General features: G+C 43.2%; 23 protein-coding genes. 15 read left to right on the forward strand and 8 right to left on the reverse strand.

The annotated features are described in order from the left end of the window. Positions 1-27 precede the first annotated feature (27 nt). Together HZS85_RS13060 and HZS85_RS13065 are read left to right on the forward strand one after the other, a co-directional pair. Positions 28-369, forward strand: a complete 342-nt coding sequence (locus tag HZS85_RS13060; RefSeq protein ID WP_251137984.1) for a hypothetical protein — start codon at positions 28-30, stop codon at positions 367-369. A gap of 58 nt (positions 370-427) precedes the next feature. Continuing rightward, positions 428-796, forward strand: a complete 369-nt coding sequence (locus tag HZS85_RS13065; RefSeq protein ID WP_035412491.1) for an ArsR/SmtB family transcription factor — start codon at positions 428-430, stop codon at positions 794-796. A 44-nt stretch (positions 797-840) separates the two neighbouring features. Here the strand turns inward: HZS85_RS13065 and HZS85_RS13070 are convergent, their stop codons facing one another. Both HZS85_RS13070 and HZS85_RS13075 read right to left on the reverse strand, forming a co-directional pair. Continuing rightward, on the reverse strand, positions 841-1,479 hold the full coding sequence (locus tag HZS85_RS13070; RefSeq protein ID WP_214856435.1) for a CHASE3 domain-containing protein: 639 nt from the start codon (positions 1,477-1,479) through the stop codon (positions 841-843). Positions 1,480-1,680: 201 nt separating this feature from the next. Beyond that, positions 1,681-2,547, reverse strand: a complete 867-nt coding sequence (locus tag HZS85_RS13075) for a YitT family protein (protein ID WP_214856436.1) — start codon at positions 2,545-2,547, stop codon at positions 1,681-1,683. Between the two features lie 136 nt (positions 2,548-2,683). On the opposite strand from HZS85_RS13075, the gene HZS85_RS13080 reads away from it, so the two are divergent. Both HZS85_RS13080 and HZS85_RS13085 read left to right on the forward strand, forming a co-directional pair. Then, positions 2,684-3,286 carry a hypothetical protein gene (locus tag HZS85_RS13080; RefSeq protein WP_214856437.1) on the forward strand — a complete coding sequence of 201 codons (603 nt, stop codon included), beginning with the start codon at positions 2,684-2,686 and terminating at the stop codon, positions 3,284-3,286. A gap of 183 nt (positions 3,287-3,469) precedes the next feature. Continuing rightward, positions 3,470-4,306 (forward strand): formate/nitrite transporter family protein, encoded by an 837-nt coding sequence (locus HZS85_RS13085; RefSeq protein ID WP_214856438.1) that lies wholly within the window; start codon positions 3,470-3,472, stop codon positions 4,304-4,306. Between the two features lie 35 nt (positions 4,307-4,341). Here the strand turns inward: HZS85_RS13085 and HZS85_RS13090 are convergent, their stop codons facing one another. Continuing rightward, positions 4,342-4,761, reverse strand: coding sequence for a YkvA family protein (locus HZS85_RS13090; RefSeq protein WP_035412504.1), 420 nt, complete (start codon positions 4,759-4,761; stop codon positions 4,342-4,344). Positions 4,762-4,859: 98 nt separating this feature from the next. Between HZS85_RS13090 and HZS85_RS13095 the strand changes: the two genes are divergently transcribed. Next, on the forward strand, positions 4,860-6,083 hold the full coding sequence (locus HZS85_RS13095; RefSeq protein ID WP_035412507.1) for an aminopeptidase: 1,224 nt from the start codon (positions 4,860-4,862) through the stop codon (positions 6,081-6,083). Between the two features lie 55 nt (positions 6,084-6,138). Here the strand turns inward: HZS85_RS13095 and murB are convergent, their stop codons facing one another. Then, positions 6,139-7,053 (reverse strand): UDP-N-acetylmuramate dehydrogenase, encoded by a 915-nt coding sequence (murB, locus tag HZS85_RS13100; protein ID WP_214856439.1) that lies wholly within the window; start codon positions 7,051-7,053, stop codon positions 6,139-6,141. 241 nt (positions 7,054-7,294) lie between these two features. On the opposite strand from murB, the gene HZS85_RS13105 reads away from it, so the two are divergent. From HZS85_RS13105 to HZS85_RS13120, 4 genes are all read left to right on the forward strand, one after another. Further along, positions 7,295-7,810: a GNAT family N-acetyltransferase gene (locus HZS85_RS13105; RefSeq protein WP_214856440.1), complete on the forward strand. Its 516-nt coding sequence runs from the start codon at positions 7,295-7,297 to the stop codon at positions 7,808-7,810. Between the two features lie 14 nt (positions 7,811-7,824). Continuing rightward, positions 7,825-8,310, forward strand: coding sequence for a GNAT family N-acetyltransferase (locus HZS85_RS13110; RefSeq protein ID WP_214856441.1), 486 nt, complete (start codon positions 7,825-7,827; stop codon positions 8,308-8,310). Positions 8,311-8,339: 29 nt separating this feature from the next. Beyond that, positions 8,340-8,699, forward strand: coding sequence for a hypothetical protein (locus tag HZS85_RS13115; RefSeq protein ID WP_035412515.1), 360 nt, complete (start codon positions 8,340-8,342; stop codon positions 8,697-8,699). A gap of 113 nt (positions 8,700-8,812) precedes the next feature. Continuing rightward, positions 8,813-9,748, forward strand: a complete 936-nt coding sequence (locus HZS85_RS13120) for a hypothetical protein (RefSeq protein ID WP_214856442.1) — start codon at positions 8,813-8,815, stop codon at positions 9,746-9,748. Here the strand turns inward: HZS85_RS13120 and HZS85_RS13125 are convergent. Then, positions 9,737-10,567, reverse strand: a complete 831-nt coding sequence (locus tag HZS85_RS13125; RefSeq protein ID WP_353048873.1) for a GNAT family N-acetyltransferase — start codon at positions 10,565-10,567, stop codon at positions 9,737-9,739. The genes HZS85_RS13120 and HZS85_RS13125 overlap by 12 nt on opposite strands. Positions 10,568-10,716: 149 nt before the next feature. Between HZS85_RS13125 and HZS85_RS13130 the strand changes: the two genes are divergently transcribed. Next, entirely contained in the window at positions 10,717-10,980 is a 264-nt protein-coding gene (locus HZS85_RS13130; protein WP_035412522.1) for a hypothetical protein, read from the forward strand. Between the two features lie 98 nt (positions 10,981-11,078). On the opposite strand, the gene HZS85_RS13135 is transcribed toward HZS85_RS13130, so the two are convergent. Next, on the reverse strand, positions 11,079-11,990 hold the full coding sequence (locus tag HZS85_RS13135) for a hypothetical protein (RefSeq protein ID WP_214856444.1): 912 nt from the start codon (positions 11,988-11,990) through the stop codon (positions 11,079-11,081). Positions 11,991-12,134: 144 nt separating this feature from the next. On the opposite strand from HZS85_RS13135, the gene nfsA reads away from it, so the two are divergent. From nfsA to HZS85_RS13160, 5 genes are all read left to right on the forward strand, one after another. Continuing rightward, on the forward strand, positions 12,135-12,881 hold the full coding sequence (nfsA, locus tag HZS85_RS13140) for an oxygen-insensitive NADPH nitroreductase (RefSeq protein ID WP_214856445.1): 747 nt from the start codon (positions 12,135-12,137) through the stop codon (positions 12,879-12,881). A 15-nt stretch (positions 12,882-12,896) separates the two neighbouring features. After that, positions 12,897-14,102, forward strand: a complete 1,206-nt coding sequence (locus HZS85_RS13145; protein WP_251137985.1) for an LCP family protein — start codon at positions 12,897-12,899, stop codon at positions 14,100-14,102. A 156-nt stretch (positions 14,103-14,258) separates the two neighbouring features. Then, positions 14,259-14,969, forward strand: coding sequence for an NAD(P)H-binding protein (locus tag HZS85_RS13150; protein WP_035412533.1), 711 nt, complete (start codon positions 14,259-14,261; stop codon positions 14,967-14,969). A gap of 150 nt (positions 14,970-15,119) precedes the next feature. Beyond that, a complete protein-coding gene (locus HZS85_RS13155; protein ID WP_251137990.1) occupies positions 15,120-15,656 on the forward strand; it encodes a TlpA family protein disulfide reductase in 537 nt (178 codons plus the stop codon). A 2-nt stretch (positions 15,657-15,658) separates the two neighbouring features. Further along, a complete protein-coding gene (locus HZS85_RS13160; RefSeq protein WP_035412539.1) occupies positions 15,659-16,111 on the forward strand; it encodes a hypothetical protein in 453 nt (150 codons plus the stop codon). A 94-nt stretch (positions 16,112-16,205) separates the two neighbouring features. Here the strand turns inward: HZS85_RS13160 and HZS85_RS13165 are convergent, their stop codons facing one another. Beyond that, positions 16,206-16,415, reverse strand: coding sequence for a DUF3006 domain-containing protein (locus tag HZS85_RS13165; RefSeq protein ID WP_023467214.1), 210 nt, complete (start codon positions 16,413-16,415; stop codon positions 16,206-16,208). Positions 16,416-16,672: 257 nt separating this feature from the next. After that, positions 16,673-18,049, reverse strand: a complete 1,377-nt coding sequence (gene nhaC, locus HZS85_RS13170; protein ID WP_214856448.1) for a Na+/H+ antiporter NhaC — start codon at positions 18,047-18,049, stop codon at positions 16,673-16,675. Between the last annotated feature and the right edge of the window lie 374 nt (positions 18,050-18,423).

Raw genomic sequence — 18,423 nt, forward strand, 5'->3', positions numbered from 1 at the left:
CGCGTAGATAATCGGGGGATCTACCATTTGGGGAAAATTTTATTTCCGCGTCCTAATCGTGTATCTTATGAAATGGCTCTCTTGCTGAAGGAAAAGTATGAAAGACGCTACAAACGTCCGTTGTATATCAAGACAAGTTCGATCGCTACAGAAATTTGGGGACACACCCACTTAGACATCTATTATCGAATACTGCTTCGTCTCCCGATTCCTGCTCGATTACGTAAGCGTTATAGGAATCGATTGGAGAGTACGAAGATCATCGATATCGGTGTACGTGCGGTCGATCAAAATCGAATCGTTTGGGATATCGGTGATTACGTAGGGGGATGGGTTGTATTTTGGCTCATTCGTAGGCGGATGCGCTGAACTTGCAAATGTCCTGTTTCTCATGGTGCAATATAGAAATAGAAACGAGGTGACGGACATGGACATTCCCCGTTGTGAAACGATTGCTATTGATGAACAGCGTGCGTCTGAGATTGGACAAGTCGTTGATACGATTCCGACGCTTGAAATCGGAAAATTATTTAAGATCCTTTCAGATGCGACACGACTACGAATCGTTTATGCGTTGACGATCGAAGAGGAATTGTGCGTTTGTGATGTCTCTGCTTCTGTCGACTGCTCGATTGCGACAGCATCTCATCATCTTCGCTCCCTGTTAAAACAAGGGCTCGTCAAGTTTCGTAAAGATGGAAAAGTCGTGTATTATTCTTTAGATGACCATCATGTGTCGTCGCTTGTTCATATGGCGATGGAGCATGTACAAGAGGGAAAAGCAGTATCTGAATAATTCTTAGAGTAAACGAAAAGCGCAGCCAAAGCTGCGCTTTTCGTTTACTCTAAGGACGATTCGTCTGACTTGTTAGGTGCGAACCGGTGGGAAAAAAAGATTGTCGCACTAATTAATAAAAAGGACAGAATAGAGAGACTGAGACACATCCATTTATATCTAGCGACTAAAGTATCTGATTGTTGTAATTTTGCTTGAAGTGTCTTATACAAATCATCTTTCACACGAGATAAGTCCTCGAGAATCGTTTGTGTCGTTTGCGTCGTTTGTTTGGCAAGGCGCTTTGCTGCCGTTGGACTCTGACGCTCATAGACGACGAATACTCGTTCAATCTCGGACTCCCAGACATTATTGCGACGTAGTAAATCCTTGATTGCTCCTGGCGTGGTCGACGATTGATTTAGACTGTTTCGTAAATCATGAATTTTAGAAGTAGAAAAGTAATACTGTTCGAGATAACGACTATCTTCATACAATAAAAGACCACGCACCGCATTGGCACGATCTCGGTTATGTTCAACCAACTGGTCCACTTGATTGATTAACGGTATGTCATGATCCTTCATTTGCTCTGTTATCGTTGCAATCGTCCGATAACCGGATAGGGCGTAAATGATTGGGATAGAAGCGAATAAACTGATCAAAAGGATCAGCAGAATACGCTGACGCCAAAGTGAGTGCATGCAATCATTCCTTTAAATAAATAGACATGTCATAAGCTTAACTACTATCGCAAAAAAAGTGAAGCCTGTCCATTTTTTGAATAGGGAGAAGAAAGTAAAAAAATCAGTATTCCGAATAAAAAAGCAGGAAAGCTGGTGCAATACGAGAAGCTGTTTTAAAGTAAACGAAATAGAAAAAGCACAGCTAGGCTGCGCTTGAGTTTAAAACGAATACGAATGTTCCTTATAATTCCCAAAAATAGTATGGATTTCTGAGAACGTAACGAACGCGTTAGGTTCGACAGAAGAAACGATTTCTTGCAAACGGACGATTTCATTATTTTGAACGACGACATAGACCATTTTCTTCGTTCGGTTGGAGTATCCTCCCCGTGCATCAAGGATCGTCACACCACGACCAAGTTCTTTTGTGATGACTTCATTTATTTCATCCGCCTTTTCGCAAATAATGATACATTGCTTAGAAGCGGAATAAAAACTGTAAACCGTTTGAAGAGCTTTGGCGCGAACGAAGCTCATGATAAGAGCATACATAACGTGTTTCAAATCGAAGACCCACCATACCAAGATATAGATGACAAGATCTTGTATCAGAAATATGCGAGGAAGTGGCCAATTATGAAAACGAGCAAAGAAAAACTTTCCAAGAATATCGAGTCCACCTGTCGATGCGCCACCAAAGAAAATCAATGCCATCGCAAGACCAGAGACTAGACCGGCAAAGATGGAGGCAACAAGCGGATCGTTCAATGACTCGGGAACGATCTGAGTCGGAATCCAGTCGATTAAAAAAGAAGAGGCAACGACAATGATGCCAGATAAGAACATGAATCGCTTTCGTAAGAAACGGAAACCTAAAAGGAAGAGGGGAATGTTTAAGAGCAATTGTGTTAATCCGATTGGGGTGTGGAAAAGCTCTTGAAGGACAAGCGTGATCCCCATGATACCACCTGATCCGATATCATTTGGAGATAGTAGTAAGCTGATGTACAAGGAATACAGCAGCGTACCTATGATTAAAAAACTGATTTTTTCAACTCTCTTTTTCTGTGGGTGTGTTGTAGTCATGGCATTATGATGAGTGACCTCATGCTCCTCCTTCTGTGAGTATCTGCCTGCAAGAGTACGCCCATATGCATAAAATTTCAACCCTTCTTATGAAAAAAGATGAAAAAGGGTAAGTTTTTTTAGGAAGGTGATGAAAATGAAGAAAACATTCTTGATTATAGGCTGTATTTGTTTAGGCGTATTGGTGGGGATTCGTCTTTTTCAACAACCAGACGAAGAAAACCAACGATCTATTTGGCATGATGGTGATCTCGTAGCTAGACAAGTCGGTGCTTCCATGATGAATACGGTAGCTGTTCGCCAATTAGCTGAACAACTCCCGTTTTCATCAGAATTAAAACAGGTAGATGTCGAAGGAGAGTCGTTACGGCTCGCTTATGACGTCACAGGCAAAGAACGGCGTGCTTGGATCGGGACCGATACTGGTACATTACAAATGAATCAGGATTTCTTGAACGCTCGCTTATCAAAAGTACTTATGCATCATACGCTCGTTTTATTTTCGACGATTCCTGACTTGACCAATCTTGAAATTCACTATACCGATCCCTATTCGAAAGCTGATTTTAAGATAGATCGTAGCGCGTTCGACATCTATACACCATCTGACATCGAACGCGCTACGTCATCGTCTGGACGTTTTAATCGTGTCGTCATCGATGGATATGTGCTTGATTCCTCCAGACGACAAACCTTTTTCGAGCGTTTCGCATCAGGATTTTCGATTCAAACTAATTAATTGTATAAAGCAAGAAAAGGCATTTTTCACAATCTCGACACAATGATATCGTTTACATCTCGTTCTTTTATGAAAACGATAAAACAGGTCTAATCAAGACTTGAACATCTCTTAAGATGGAAGTATTATAATAAATGAACAAACATTGTGAAGTGTTGAACAAAAGGAAGAGAGGTTTCTACAATGAACGAGGTAGAAGCATTAGAAGGGTTACGGAATAAAGCAATCAAGTCGACACGTATGCTACAACTGCGTCCTCTCGAATACTTAGTTCGTGCTATGTTAGCGGGGATATTCATTGGATTTGCAATCATTTTTACCTTAAAAGCAATTAACGGGCTGTATTTGGCAGAATCACCTGCCGCGACACTTGTCGGTGGATTGACGTTCGGAGTGGCACTCGTCTTGATCATTTATGGCGGTGCAGAACTGTTTACAGGGAATACGATGTATTTCACGACGGCAACGATGCGCGGCTATACAACGAAGATGGATACGATGAAAGTCTGGTTGATTTGTCTGATCGGAAATGGTCTTGGAGGATTAGCATTCGCATTACTCTTCTCTCAAACAGGTATCTTACAGGAACTTGGAATGAACAATTGGTTGTTTGCTGTATCGGAAACAAAAATTCATCATTCGACGTGGGAAATCTTTACCCGGGCAATCTTCTGTAACTGGATGGTCTGTTTAGCAATTTTCATTCCGAAGAACATGAAGAATGAATTAGCGCAGATCATGATGATGATGGTACTTGTCGCAGTCTTCTTCGCATCAGGATTTGATCATGTCATCGCAAATATGGCATTGTTCTCTATCGCATTAATCGTGCCACATCCGGATACGATTACGTTTGCAGGAGCCATGCACAATCTGTTACCGGCTTTAGCTGGGAATATCATCGGTGGAGCAGTCTTCATGGGAATGATTTATACGTGGTTGAATAAAGAAAAACTAGAAATAGATGAATCACGTCAATCTACGGCACCGGTTCATATCGCTTCTAAACAAAATGCATAATGAAAAAGCAGCTGTCGCGACAGCTGCTTTTTCATTCATTCCATATGTTGAAAGCGATCAACATCTGCGGCGAGTTCTTCGTAAATCGTTTCGACGATTTGTGCGTCATCAAAGAGTCCGAGGACGTTATCGTCCGGTAAGGCGTCAACAGGAGACGTAAAGTACAGAACTGCCGTTAGCAATAATTGTTCTTGCTCTGCATGCATCTCGAATTTTTTCTGATAGAGGGCACGAAGCATTTCGAGTAGTTGTTTTAATTGGAAATAAAGGACGAGTTCTGCCTCGCGTTCGATATCAGAACTTTCCGTAGACGCGATATCTTGTGTCAGATGTGCGAGTCCGATTTCTGCTCGAATCAACAATTCTTGTTGTGCTTTTTCATCACCGACGAGATCGAGTGCCTGTCGGTGAAAATACGTATAAGCTGATTTAAAATCTCCGGGTGTGAATTCCATGATGATGCCTCCTTCTCTTCTCTATCTAGTTTCGCCTTATTTCTTGCAAAATTGCAACTATTTCGTGAAAATAAAGATACAAGAAAGGGGATTACATAATGCCGACACAAGCAGAATTACAACAGTACGCGTCTTTAGCAGTGCGTACCGGGATCAATCTACAGCCAGGACAACAATTGGAGGTGCGAGCGGGAATCGAGAATTTACCACTTGTTCGCGAAATCACACGTGTAGCATATGAAGTAGGTGCTACGCAAGTATATGTACAATGGTCAGATGATGAGATGACGAAAATCCGTTATTTTGATGCACCAGAAGACTCGTTTGATACATTCCCGGATTGGTTAAAAGCACGTTACGATCAGCTTGCAGAAGAAAAAACAGCATTCTTATCAGTCGTCAGTGAAGATCCAGATTTATTAAATGGTGTTGATTCAAGTCGAATCGCGCGTGCGAATAAAGCAGCTGGTATTGCTCTCGCCAATTGGCGAAAGTTCGTCATGAGTGACAATGTCAGCTGGTGTGTCGTAGCAGCACCTTCTGAAAGCTGGGCGAAGAAAGTATTTCCTGATGCAGAGGAACCGATTGAGGAACTGTGGGCAGCTATTTTGAAGGCAACCCGTGCTGATCAAGCGGATCCGGTTGCTGCATGGGCGGATCATGATCATAATCTGCGTTCAAAAGCGAAATTCCTGACAGAGAAGAAATACAAAACATTGCATTATACAGCGCCAGGAACAGAGTTATCAATTGAATTACCAGAACGTCACGTTTGGTTAGGTGGCGGTGGTCCGAATGCAGATGGTGTTGATTTTATCGCGAATCTGCCGACTGAAGAAGTGTTCACATTACCGAAGAAGACAGGTGTTAACGGTCATGTTTCGAGTACGAAACCACTCAGCTACAGTGGTAACTTGATTGATGAATTTACTCTTTGGTTCGAGGACGGAAAAATCGTCAAAGCGGAAGCGAAACAGGGGCAAGAAGCATTGGATGATTTAATTTCCCTCGATGAAGGTGCCCGGTATCTCGGAGAAGTCGCGCTCGTACCACATCGTTCTCCGATTTCTGATTCAGGTATTTTATTCTACAATACGTTGTTTGATGAGAATGCTTCGTGCCACTTAGCAATTGGTCGTGCGTACTCGACGTGTCTTGAAAATGGTCCTAGTCTTTCAGCGGAAGAACTAGAAGCACAAGGTGCGAACGACTCGATGACGCATGTCGACTTCATGATTGGATCCGCGGATCTATCAATTGAGGGAGAACTTGCAGACGGGACGCGTGAATCAGTCATGCGTGACGGAAACTGGTCGATCTAAATGAATAAAAAGGTGAGTCCAAATACTGGGCTCACCTTTTCTGATTAGATTATTATCAAGCTTCTTCCCCAATGATTTTTACTTCTGTCTCAAGTAAAATACCGAATTTTTCTTGGACGGTTTCTTGTACATGGCGAATGAGTGCAATGTAGTCAGATGCTGATGCGTTTTCGACGTTGACGATAAAACCGGCGTGTTTCTTTGATACTTCAGCACCACCGATGCGGGTTCCTTGGAGTTCACTATCTTGAATCAATTTACCCGCAAAATAGCCTTCTGGACGTTTGAAGACACTACCACAAGAAGGATATTCGAGAGGCTGCTTTGTTTCTCGTTTATGCGTTAGATCATCCATGACTTCCTTGATCAATGCTGGATCACCCTCCGTCAAAGCAAATCGTCCTTCGAGAATGATGTATTCTTTCTTTGAGAAACAACTCGTCCGGTATCCCAGTTCGAGTTCATCATGCGAAATGTTCAACAGATCCCCTTGTCGTGTCAAAACAGTGGCGCTATGAAGGCAATCTTTGACTTCTCCACCGTAGGCGCCCGCATTCATGATCAACGCGCCACCAATCGTTCCCGGAATCCCGCAAGCGAATTCAAGACCACTCAGTTGATGCGCATACGCAACACGAGACGCCTCGATGATTGCTGCGCCACTTTGAGCGACGAGTTCATGTCCTTCGACCGAAATGTCGGTTAACTTTTCAAACGAAAGAACGATACCGCGAATACCGCCATCACGTACGACGAGATTTGATCCGTTCCCGAGCAATGTCAAAGGGATGCCTCGTTCGTAAGCATATCTTACGACAAAAGCCGTTTCTTCATAAGACGTTGGGATGATGAAGAGATCAGCGATTCCTCCCATTTTTGTATACGTATGATATTTTAAAGGTTCATTGATCAGTACAGATTCTTTTGAAATGCCTTCATATAGCCCTGTCATTACTTGTTCAGTCATCATGGTCTCAGTCCTTTTCATAAATTCCTATCCAGCGCTTATGCGCTCAAAATATATTTTAACATTAATTGTGCAGTCGTTGTTCAACATACTGTTCCCAAAATACCGACTTATGCCGGGAATTGCAAGCAGTAGGGAGTGAATGTCATCGATTAGTAATGAAAAACATCGCACAGATAGAATAATAGGGAAGAGGAATGAAGGGAAAAGAACTCGGGAAAAGAAACATAAGGAGGCGATGAGTATGGAAAGTGAACGATTATGGATGCGACCATTCGAAGAAGTGGATTTCAGCTTTTACAAGTCACTTGTTCAAAATGAGCAAGTCATGCGCTATATCAATGGTGGCGTTGCTCTGAGTGAAGATGAGGCACGAGAATGGTTCGATCGACAATTGGAACGATACTCGGATGAACGACAAACTGGTTTTTTGCTGTTATTCAAAAAAGAAACGAATGAACCAATCGGTTTCGCTGGATTATTGATGCAGGAAGTGGATGGAAAAGAAGAATTAGAAGTCGGTTATTGGCTCGAACCGAAGCACTGGAAAGTCGGTTATGGTCGTGAAGCAGCGAAACGACTAATGATGGAAGCTTTTAATCGAGGGCATGATCGAATCATCTCGATCATTCATCCCGATAATCGTTCTTCTCAAAATGTCGCTCGTGCAAACGGTCTGAACTGGGAAAAAGATACGATTTTCAAAGACATTCCGGTCACGATCTATGCTGGACAATTATCACGACTTTGTCGTAACTAAAGAGGAGAGTTTTTATGTACGCATTCGCATTTGAGTCTTTTCATCACATGACACCCGATACGTTATATGCATTGTTGAAATTACGAATGGATATTTTCGTCGTTGAGCAGGAGTGTGCATATCCGGAACTAGATGATCAAGATCAACAAGCCACACACCTGATCGTACGTAACGAAAGCGGTCAAATCGTTGGATGTCTTCGGATATACAACCATCCGACAAAAGGATTAGCGATTGGCCGGGTTGCCGTTCATCGTACTCACCGATCAGTTGGATTGGCAAAACAAATGATGGAGAAAGCGATGGATTATTTGCAGGAAAAAGCTACGATCTACTTACAAGCACAAGCGCACTTAGAAGGGTTTTACGGGTCATTTGGTTTCGAAACTGTATCCGAACCTTATTTAGAGGATGATATTCCACATGTAGATATGCAGTTTTACGCAAAGGATTCTAAAAAAGACTTCACGTCGTCGAAGGATGAACCGATGAATAAGTAGAATGAACTTTTCTCGGAGGTGGATCAGTCATGAAGAAAGTGCTGGTCATTTGCGCGCTTAGTTTAATCGGTATCCTCTCTTTAGGAGTCGGTATTTCGTATGCTCAATTGCAAGGGAATTACCGTGATTCTGAGCAAGAATTGATGACGATTTTAGAGCGACAACATGATTTATCGGCTTCCTCCTTTCTTGAAGTGCATGCCTCCTTTTCTTTACAGCATCGGCAAATCATACACGTCCGCCTTCGTGGCGAGCCTGCCATCACATACGAATTCATCCAACCAAAGGATGAAATCGAATATTATGGATCTGTCGGAACAAGTGTTGAAAAGACAGGGAAGCACGATGACGTCTTTCGAAATGCTCATCTAAAAGTCGGGGAAAAATAAAAAAATGGAGGATCTTCCGGAAACAACGGAAGATCCTCCATTTTTTGCTTTTAAGACGATTGGATATTGCGTACACTACGAAGAGATACTGGAATGAGGAGGTCGAGGGAATCATGTGGAAACCCTTTACGAAAAATCAATCAATTGCTCCGGCGTTGCAAGCCTTTCGGGAACTTGACGTCGAGATGTTTCGGACGCACGTTGCTCAACTGAACGATGCGGAGCAACGTGCCTTACAATTCATTAAACGATCGCTAGAGCAGGATTCACCTGCTCATTTAGAACTAGCACTGGAGATGAAACAACCGTTCAGCGAAATCGATCGTCTGTTCCAAACGCTTGTCGCGTGTCAAAATCGTCAGCAGTTACTCGAGATGCTATTAGCGCACGGTCTTGACGTCAATCAAGTCTACACACTTGAGGGTCATCGCTCCATCGTCCGGCAGCCGCTTCACTTTCCTGTAGGCCTTTATGCGGCGCGTCATCCAGAGCTATGGACACTTGTCGCTACAAAATTGGACGTTACCTACACAATGCATCTTCAACGAAGTGATCAATTCATGGAGACGCATGAATTAAATCTACTTGATCTCGTCTTATTACTTGATATCGAAGAAGAATTGACGATTCGAGTGCTGGATCAGCTGAGCGAATGCAAAGCGACCGTTGGGCTAGCAGAACGATTACAGCGCCCGACTTCACCGTTGTTGTTCAAAACAATTGAGGCAAATGCCTATCTTCCGACGTTCGTTTATGCGAAACATTACTTTCCATTCTATGCGTTGATTGGACGGCAAACGACGCTCTTTCCATCTTTATTAAAACGTGTGATACAAGAGCCTGTTGCATCTGAAATCTGTAAGGATACCTTGCTTGCTTTCCATAACCATCACCCTGGACTTGCTATGACAATGGGAGACGTCTATATCGAACAGTTATTCCGGATGGGTCTGGTGCTTCGTGACGTGGGGCACGTTGATTTTAGAAAAATGGATGCGGAGTATGTGTTACCTGAATACAGAGAGGTCGTCGATCGGTTAAACGATTAACGGGGGAGGATCTGTACTAAATGTATGCCAATAAGAGGTTAACTGGATATCGCAAAACATCGTGGGACGATATAGTCGTAATACGTCTTGCTGTGTTGAAAGAAAAAAGACTTCAAACGTTTGAATGTTCGAACGTCGTAGCTTTTCCTGAAACGTATGGAGTATGCGACTTCCGTAGCCTTGACGTCTCAGCCCAGGTAGACAGGTGATTTCAAGAAGACGAATGTTCGGACCGAGTTTTTGAAATAAGAGTGTACCAACGATCAATTGCTTATCATAGACTAAATAAGGAACAGCTTTTCGCCTGATTAACTTTTCTAAATCAGCAACACTGTGAGGGAAGAAGTGGGTGGATTCTTTGAGGGCGTCGTTACGAAGAGCCAGATACGTATCTTGATTGCGTTCATGAACAGCTTTCAAACGCAATGTGGCAGGTTGTCCGTCTGATAATCCGATCAAACGAAATTGTTCGGCATATAAACTGTAGCCAAGCTCTTTCCAAATCGAGGTTACAGAAAGGTCATGTGGTGGAGAAACTTGTACGTGAATTTGTCGACACCCTTGCCGAAGGGCATGTGTGTGTAATGAAATGGCGAGACGACGGAAGGCTTGAATATCATGAAAAGCTCCGTTCGTTAAACGAACGACATCATGTACGACATGATAGCCAAGTGTCGCCTGGATCTGACCAGACTCGAGGTAAATCCATTGACACTCTTCAAGAGGCTGAAAAAATGAAACATCATACGGCTGTTGATGAGAATGTAGAAGTTGATGGACGTGTCGTCTTTGAACATGAGACAATTGACCGTAATACACGATAGGCAAATTAAATTCCTCCTTTAAGAAAGTGAAGATGGTTGCATCTCACTTTTATTTTACAGGAAATAAAAGGTATTTATATCTTTTGTTTCAAATAAAAAGTAGATGGATTCCTGAAGATAAGAAAGAATCGAGGCAAAAATATCATGAAGTATTTTTGGATCATCATTGGGTTATCAGGATTTCTAATCAGTGCGGATACATTGACAGTAGAAGCACGTGATTACGATGAACCGGGCGTGAGTAGTTCGACGACGTATGGTAATTATGGAACGGAAGACCATATCATCGTTGATCGAAAAGAACCAATTTATGAAGGATTCGATTCACCAAACGATATGGCATTTTTATTTGCCTGTATTGCTTTACTGGCAACGGTTGGACTTGGAATCGTTAATGCTTCTGATTGAGATGAATCTGCTCTGAGCCACGAGAATACAAAAAAGCAAGTGACGCTGTCCGTCACTTGCTTTTTTGTATAGTATGAGTGGTTAGGAAGAGAAGGACCTTAAAAATGAATACGTTTTTTACGTCCGACGCGCTCCATACGATCATGCTCTTGTTCTAGTCCAGCGCGCTCGAGGAGGTCGAGATAATAACGAAAAGGAGTCGAACGATGCGAAAAGTAAGGAATATATTCTGTGAACAGCATTGTCTCCGCTCGTTCTAAGGCTCGTAGTGAAATCAGGGCATGCAACTCTGCAAAGCGAATTTCTTGATAAGTGGATAAAGCATCTGCATCGATTCGGACATGTGACTGTAGTTTTTTTGCATGCACGTTCAAGCAATTGATATAGGCTTCTTGGTGTTCTGCTGTCTCACAGTGGGCAAGTACGGCAAGTAAAAGATCACTGCGTTCGGTATCAACGTCCATTGGAACTTTCAAGGCAGTATAGAGCGCGCGTTCCATCCACTCGATGCCATGACTATCATTTTTATAATAACCGACTAATTCTTGAAAAAAATCGACTTGTGAGACTTTTAATAGTCGAAAAGGATCGTTACTTAAAAATAAAGGTTCTTCTCCGGCAGCTGACGAAAGAAGAAAGAAAAACTCCTCAAAGGCAATCTGGGTTCCATTTTTGCGATGTGCATAATGACGTAAATGCTTCAGCAAACGTTTTGCGGTAATATACCAATTCTTTTGTTCGCGAAGCGATACGATTGGGTTTGGCTCAAGGTACTGTAAGTCGTATGCCAATTGGATGAACCGATCTGTCTGTGCGATGGTTTGTTCGACGGTCGGTTGTTCCTGTTCTTTTTGCAAATCCTTATACTTCACGAACTGTGTCAACATGGCGTCAAACTCTTTCTCTTCGATGACTTGTTTCGGAAGTTGACGATAGATTTCGACGATGATATCGCGAAGGGTCGTATCGCCATACTGTTCCAATAAAAGACGTAGTTTCCGTATTCTCATGATCGACCTCCTTCGCCAAAAAAGCACAGTACAACACTATTCATTTCCCGCTTTTTTCATAAACCGAACCTCTTCATTTGCGCTTTTTAGTCAGAGACGACTATCTTAAATAAGAAGACTCATTACAGAAGGGGACAATTACTCATGAATGAAACCATTCAACATTTACTCAACCACCGGTCAATCCGGAAATTCAAACAACATCAATTAGACGAAAAGACAATCGAGACACTTGTTAAAGCAGCGCAGGCTGCATCGACATCTTCTTATCAGCAAGCCTATGCGATCATCGGTGTCGAAGATGAAGAATTGAAACGACAACTAGTCGACGTTGCAAGTGGTCAACAATACGTGGCAGAAAATAGTTATTTCTTTGTATTTTGTATGGATTACCACAAACACATGTTAGCAGCAGAACTAGCAGGGGGGGATGTAAGTCGGACGATCGAGACGACAGAAGCACTTGTTGTAGGGGCTGTTGATGCGGGACTCGCTGCTCAAAATTTAGTCGTAGCTGCCGAGTCGCTCGGATATGGAACAGTCTATATCGGTTCACTGCGTAATGATGCCCGTCGTGTCAGCGAACTCTTACAACTTCCTGATCACGTCGTACCATTATTCGGAGTCGCAGTTGGTCTTCCGGATCAGCAACCTGGTAAAAAACCCCGCCTTCCGATGGATGCGGTCTTCCACCGGAATACGTATACTGATGACGATACGATGCGTGACTTACTGGCACAATACGAAGAGTCGACGTCATCGTATTACGGAGAACGGACCGGTGGTCAACGGACAGAAGGGTGGGTCAAACAGATGGCTGCCTCGATGCACGAACCGAAACGGACGTATCTCCGCGAATTCTTGAAAGAGAAACAAATCGCAAAAGATTGATACGGAGGTATCTGAATGGCAGAACATCAACCACAGCGCTCCCGCTTGGAGCGACGACGCTTAGAACTAGAAGAGCAAGCAAAAGAAGAGGCATTTTCGTCGGAAGAGTCGATTGCTCATGAACCACTTAAGGGACAGCAGGGAACAGAAACGTACCATCGATATGTTGAAGAGCAACGACGGGATCCAAAAAGTACATCGCGTCGTTCTAAAAACAGCGTACTGAAACAGGTCGTACAGATGATCGGGAGCGCAGGCTCGCGATTGTTTTCTAATCAAGAACGCTCGAGACGTTCGAGAAAGACTGGGCGATCAGAGCAATCCGTGCAAAAAAAACCTGACGTATCTTCAAAAGAAGCCTATCCTAAAAAAATCAAGAAAAAACGTCGTTTTAAACGAAAGCTTCTTGGATTGTTTTTGCTGTTGCTCATCGCATTCGTTCTTTTTGCCTCACAACCCTTCACGTTTTTGTTGATCGGTAGTGACGCACGACCTGGAGAATCGTTACGCGGGTCACGTTCAGACTCCCTGTCGGTTATGCAATTCATTCCACTTTCTCGAACGATTCAGTTGACATCGATTCCTCGGGACACGTATACACCGATTTCCTGTGAGAATGGAAAGAAAGATAAAATCACACATGCTTTTGCCTTCGGTGGAGAAGAATGTACACAAGATGCCGTTTCTGGTCTACTCGATGAAGACATCGATGGAAAGATCGTCATCTCCTTCGATAGTTTCATCGGATTAGTTGATCAAATCGGCGGAATCGATCTTGTATCGACAGGAACGTTCGCCGAGCAGGATGCAAGTGGGAAAGCAAATCAGTATTCATTCCAGAAAGGAAAGGAATACCATATGGATGGTGCAATGGCACTTGCCTATTCGAGACACCGTAAAACGGACAATGACGGGGCACGCGCAAATCGTCAGTCGGAAGTCATCCAAGCCGTCGCGACGCACTTGTTGAAGCCAACTGGATGGTCGAAAATTCCGGCAGCGCACACGTATATGAAAGAAGAGATGAACCTCGATTTAAGTGTTCGTGAGATGGCAACAGCAGGTTTATCGATCGCCTTGATGTCAGAACGGAAACACTATGAAATTGAAGCCGTCAGTCAGCGACTGAATGGTATTTTCTATGACTTACCGAATGAGAAGGCACTGCAAGAACTACGTGATCGTCTCGATACGACGTTTTATGGTACCTTGAAGAACTAAAGGGGAGGGGTTTCCTTCTGGTCATTGCGGGTATAAATTGATGTACGTTGCTCCTTTGGTGGATTGTGTTAGGTCATCTCCGAAAGTAACGATTTTTGGACATGACATCATGACATTCCACGAAGGTGACTAACTTATCGAGGAGGGACCCCCCATATGAAAGTACTAGTTGTAGGTGCATCCGGTACGATTGGAGCGCGCGTCGTCAAATCGCTTGCCAAGGGTCATCAGGTCACGGTCATCGTTCGTCACGAACATCTGGTGGAACGATTCGAAAAACTCGGTGTCAAGGCACATTACGTCGATATTGAAACAGAACTCGAAAAAGTCATTGAACATGGAGTCGCAGGACAGGATGCAGTCATTTGTGCGGCGACCGCAGGAGTAGACGGCGAAGCAACGGAAATTGAACTGCTGGATCGGACAGTTGCCTTAAAAACGATCGATGCAGCTAAAAAAGCGCGTGTACGTCATTTCGTACTATTAAGTGCGTACGGTGCAGATCGACCTGAGCAATTTAAAAAGGATGTCTATCCGTTCTATGCTGCTAAGAATGCGGCTGAAGAGCAGATTGAACATAGCGGTTTGACGTATACGATCATTTGTCCCGTTGCCATCACGACTGGTGAAGGGCGAGGTTTAATTGAGGCAGATGAAGATTTGAAAGATACAAAGGATGCAACGATTTCGGAAACAGATGTCGCATCGATTCTCGTTGCTTCCGTTGATAATCGGTCAGTATTCAATCGACGTCTAGAAGTCAAGGAAGGGAAGACATCCTTGAATGAGGCCTTAGGCGGAACCGAGGCAGTCGGTAGCGTCAAAGATAACCGTCAAGTCAAAAAACAATTACCACGTTTTAACTAATCATTTAAAGAACATATCTAAATAAAATGAGGCGAACTCTTTTCTGTTTCCAAAACAGAAGAGTTCGTTTTTTTGTTGATAAAAGAAGACGGTCGAAAAGAGGAAGTCTGCTACACTTAACGAAGAAGGAGGGGATTAGATGTGAAAAAAATGTTGATCTATCTGATCCTAGCGATCGCTATCATCGGCATTGCCTATCAAGGTTATCAAACATACGATGCGAAGCAAAAGAAAGTGGAGCAACAACAAAAACAAGCATCGCAAGGTGGTCTAGAGGTAGGGATGAAAGCCCCGAATCTATCCTTGCGTCAAGAAGGAAAAACAATCGATCTAGACGAAATTAATCACGATGTCTTTGTTATTAATTTTTGGGCGACGTGGTGTCCACCTTGCAAACAAGAAATTCCAGAACTCAATGCCTTTGCACGACATACGAATATACCTGTTTATGGCATCAACGTCACGACATCGGAGCGGCGTGTTTCAGATGTTGCCGATTTTCTGAAGCAGACACCTGTTGAATATCCCGTGTTGTATGATCGAACAGGAAATTCAGAAGACGCCTATCGTCTCGTAGCAATGCCCGCAACCTACGTATTAGATCGTAAAGGAACGATTCTTGCAAAACATGTCGGTCCTGTGACGGAACAGATGTTAAAAGAGATGGTGAAACGAACAGGAGGATGACAATGGAACTCCTATGCGACAACTGCTCCTTTCAACAAACATTTCAACTCGGTCAACTAGATGGGTGGCCGACGTTTCCTGCTGTCTTGACACAAGGCGTTGAAGCGTTCATGACAGGTCTGCCGCTTTGGTTCGTACCGTCGATGCATGAACCGGTCTTACAGCGGACGTATGTGGACGACTGGAATCGTTTTCGTTTAATCCAATACTATCAGCTACATCAAGCAGAAGTAGCGGATGATTGGGTACCGTACCAATTAGACTTATATCATTGTCCGACATGTCACCAGTTTTCAAATCGATTTTGGTGTGCTTTATTTTTGCAATTGGATGTCGTACAGCCACAGTATGTGTGTCCAAACGATCAAACCATATTAGAACGAATCGAAATATCTGATGTCCATCAGTACCCTTGTCCGTCGTGTAGTCACCATTCCCTATATGTTCGTCGTTAAAGCGAAAAAGCCATTCGTTTCATGAAGGACTGATGAGAGAAATTTTTCTCTCTCTATAGTCAATGCATGATACCGAATGGCTTTTTATCGATCATCAGCCCATTTGCCGAAACGAAAACGTTTGAAAGGAAGAGGGTGATGAATTGCTGACATCTAACGTATAAGTCGTACCGTCAAAAATAATTGTATCGCCTAATCTTGCTTCAGGTGGTAAATAACGTCGTGGAATGAAGCTTGAACCATTTTCCCACAGTAGAACGGCATATTTACCATCAAGTCGCTCCAGCGTACCACGTTTGATCATATTAACTCCTCCCACAATTACATCGAAGTCGTTCCTCGGTCGAACAGGAACGTACTCTCTCTCTATCATTCTCTGTAATTTATATTCTTATGTTTGGTATATTCCCAGTTCGTTTCATCTTTACACATAATTCTTTAAAAAAACGTGATTCCAAGCCGTTTTCATCGTAATTCGGACGTAATTAACTGGAAATAAAAGCGATAGTGGCAGAAAAAAAGATCCGATATGTCATATCGGACCTCTAATATGAAATAGACTTAAGAAGCGAGGGACTGTTTCGTTTCGACTTTAGTCGGACGAAGAAAAGCAAGTAAGAACGTAAACAATGGTGAAAGAAGTAAAAAGAATGCGAACGGGATGTATTCCGTTACCGGAACACCTAGTGTTGAAGCGAAGAATGCTCCGGAAACTCCCCACGGAATGAGTGGATTGACGAGTGTTCCTCCATCCTCTAGTGAACGAGAAAGGAAACGTGGATCAATCTGACGTTCTTCAAAAACCCGTTTAAATGCTTGTCCTGGCAATAAAATCGACAAGTACTGTTCTCCAGCCATCACGTTGACACCGATGGAAGATAAGGCAACAGCAGAGATGATACTTCCATCGCGTTTGAGTCGTGAAACGGTCCGTTCAATGATGACATCGATGACACCGATGCCGCGTAAAACACCACCGAAAGCGAGTGCGAGCATGACGAGGGAAACGGACCACATCATTGATTGCAAGCCACCCTTACTGATGATTGCTGCGACGGTTTTACTAGAAGATTCTAGTTTTAAACCGTTTTGAATGACGGCCATCCAATTTGAAACGTCCCAATTTCCTTGAACGAGACCTGTTAACAATAGACCACTTAAGACACCAGCTACAAGTGTCGGGATGACCGGCATCTTACGCAATGCTAGAACCATGACAAGTAAAGGAGAAAGTAGCGTCCATGGTGATAGATGGAACAAGCGGGCTAATTCCTCTTGTGTCGTTTTCACAACAGTCGAATCGACCGTGCCACTGCTACGTCCAAAGATGAAGAACAAAATAAATGTGATCGTGATGGCAGGAATCGTCGTTCCCATCATGAAACGAATATGATCAAATACGGTAACGTTGACGATTCCCGGTGCAAAGTTCGTCGTATCTGACAAAGGTGACATCTTATCTCCAAAACACGCGCCACTGATGATAGCACCTGCTGCAAGTGCGGGATTGACACCTAATGCGATTGCGATTCCCATTAAGGCAACACCAACCGTACCGATCGTCGTAAATGAACTGCCTGTAAAGGTCGAAACGACCATCGCAATGAGAAGGGCGCTCGGTGCGAACCAAGTCGCCGAAAGAGTGGATAAACCAAAATGAAGAAGGGTCGGCACTGCGCCACTCATCATCCAGACTGCGATCGTTATGCCGACGAGTAACATGATTAAGATTGGTTTAATCGCTTCCCGAATACCTTGAATCATATGATGTTCAACGTCTTCGAACTTAAATCCACGATAAACAGCATATCCTGAGACGAAAATAAGACTGGATAAGATGGCAAGATGCGGTTCGGCTTTAGCACCGAATAACGCGGACAATAAGATGATGATGATGATTCCTAGGATAGCTGCGGATTCACGGAATGACATGCGCATGCTTCCACCTCCTTAAAAGAATATGGATAGATGATAGTCCTCTGTTGCTAACACGCTTTTATGCATGAAAGCAATGAACAAACGCAATCTTAACGAATAATAACGTTGGCGTCAACTATAAGAGATTCGCCAATGAATTAGAAAAGAGTATAAATGTGACGATTTTTTGTCGTAAACGCTTTCTTTTTTTCTTTAAATCTTGCACAATAGGAAGTATCAGATGACATTTTTGTGAACGATGAGGAGGATACATATGTTTACAATGATTTTTGTGGTAGTCGTTGCGATCATGGGTGCAGGCGTATTTGGGATCGATCATCTCGTAGCACAACGTGCTGAAAAGCGTTAAATGAGTGGATATAAAAGAAGTGTTG

Origin of the sequence: Exiguobacterium sp. s130 (genome assembly GCF_018619055.1) — a bacterium.
Taxonomy (GTDB): domain Bacteria; phylum Bacillota; class Bacilli; order Exiguobacteriales; family Exiguobacteriaceae; genus Exiguobacterium_A.

Excerpts from the sequence above, each read along its gene's own strand:
- HZS85_RS13150 (WP_035412533.1), top strand. The coding sequence starts at position 14,259 with ATGAAAGTACTAGTTGTAGGTGCATCCGGTACGATTGGAGCGCGCGTC.
- HZS85_RS13065 (WP_035412491.1), top strand. The coding sequence starts at position 428 with ATGGACATTCCCCGTTGTGAAACGATTGCTATTGATGAACAGCGTGCG.
- HZS85_RS13105 (WP_214856440.1), top strand. The coding sequence starts at position 7,295 with ATGGAAAGTGAACGATTATGGATGCGACCATTCGAAGAAGTGGATTTC.
- HZS85_RS13070 (WP_214856435.1), bottom strand. The coding sequence starts at position 1,479 with ATGCACTCACTTTGGCGTCAGCGTATTCTGCTGATCCTTTTGATCAGT.
- HZS85_RS13145 (WP_251137985.1), top strand. The coding sequence starts at position 12,897 with ATGGCAGAACATCAACCACAGCGCTCCCGCTTGGAGCGACGACGCTTA.
- murB (WP_214856439.1), bottom strand. The coding sequence starts at position 7,053 with ATGATGACTGAACAAGTAATGACAGGGCTATATGAAGGCATTTCAAAA.
- HZS85_RS13110 (WP_214856441.1), top strand. The coding sequence starts at position 7,825 with ATGTACGCATTCGCATTTGAGTCTTTTCATCACATGACACCCGATACG.
- HZS85_RS13075 (WP_214856436.1), bottom strand. The coding sequence starts at position 2,547 with ATGACTACAACACACCCACAGAAAAAGAGAGTTGAAAAAATCAGTTTT.
- nhaC (WP_214856448.1), bottom strand. The coding sequence starts at position 18,049 with ATGCGCATGTCATTCCGTGAATCCGCAGCTATCCTAGGAATCATCATC.
- HZS85_RS13115 (WP_035412515.1), top strand. The coding sequence starts at position 8,340 with ATGAAGAAAGTGCTGGTCATTTGCGCGCTTAGTTTAATCGGTATCCTC.
- HZS85_RS13090 (WP_035412504.1), bottom strand. The coding sequence starts at position 4,761 with ATGGAATTCACACCCGGAGATTTTAAATCAGCTTATACGTATTTTCAC.
- HZS85_RS13085 (WP_214856438.1), top strand. The coding sequence starts at position 3,470 with ATGAACGAGGTAGAAGCATTAGAAGGGTTACGGAATAAAGCAATCAAG.
- HZS85_RS13160 (WP_035412539.1), top strand. The coding sequence starts at position 15,659 with ATGGAACTCCTATGCGACAACTGCTCCTTTCAACAAACATTTCAACTC.
- HZS85_RS13080 (WP_214856437.1), top strand. The coding sequence starts at position 2,684 with ATGAAGAAAACATTCTTGATTATAGGCTGTATTTGTTTAGGCGTATTG.
- HZS85_RS13120 (WP_214856442.1), top strand. The coding sequence starts at position 8,813 with ATGTGGAAACCCTTTACGAAAAATCAATCAATTGCTCCGGCGTTGCAA.
- HZS85_RS13135 (WP_214856444.1), bottom strand. The coding sequence starts at position 11,990 with ATGAGAATACGGAAACTACGTCTTTTATTGGAACAGTATGGCGATACG.
- HZS85_RS13095 (WP_035412507.1), top strand. The coding sequence starts at position 4,860 with ATGCCGACACAAGCAGAATTACAACAGTACGCGTCTTTAGCAGTGCGT.
- HZS85_RS13155 (WP_251137990.1), top strand. The coding sequence starts at position 15,120 with ATGTTGATCTATCTGATCCTAGCGATCGCTATCATCGGCATTGCCTAT.
- HZS85_RS13130 (WP_035412522.1), top strand. The coding sequence starts at position 10,717 with ATGAAGTATTTTTGGATCATCATTGGGTTATCAGGATTTCTAATCAGT.
- HZS85_RS13165 (WP_023467214.1), bottom strand. The coding sequence starts at position 16,415 with ATGATCAAACGTGGTACGCTGGAGCGACTTGATGGTAAATATGCCGTT.
- nfsA (WP_214856445.1), top strand. The coding sequence starts at position 12,135 with ATGAATGAAACCATTCAACATTTACTCAACCACCGGTCAATCCGGAAA.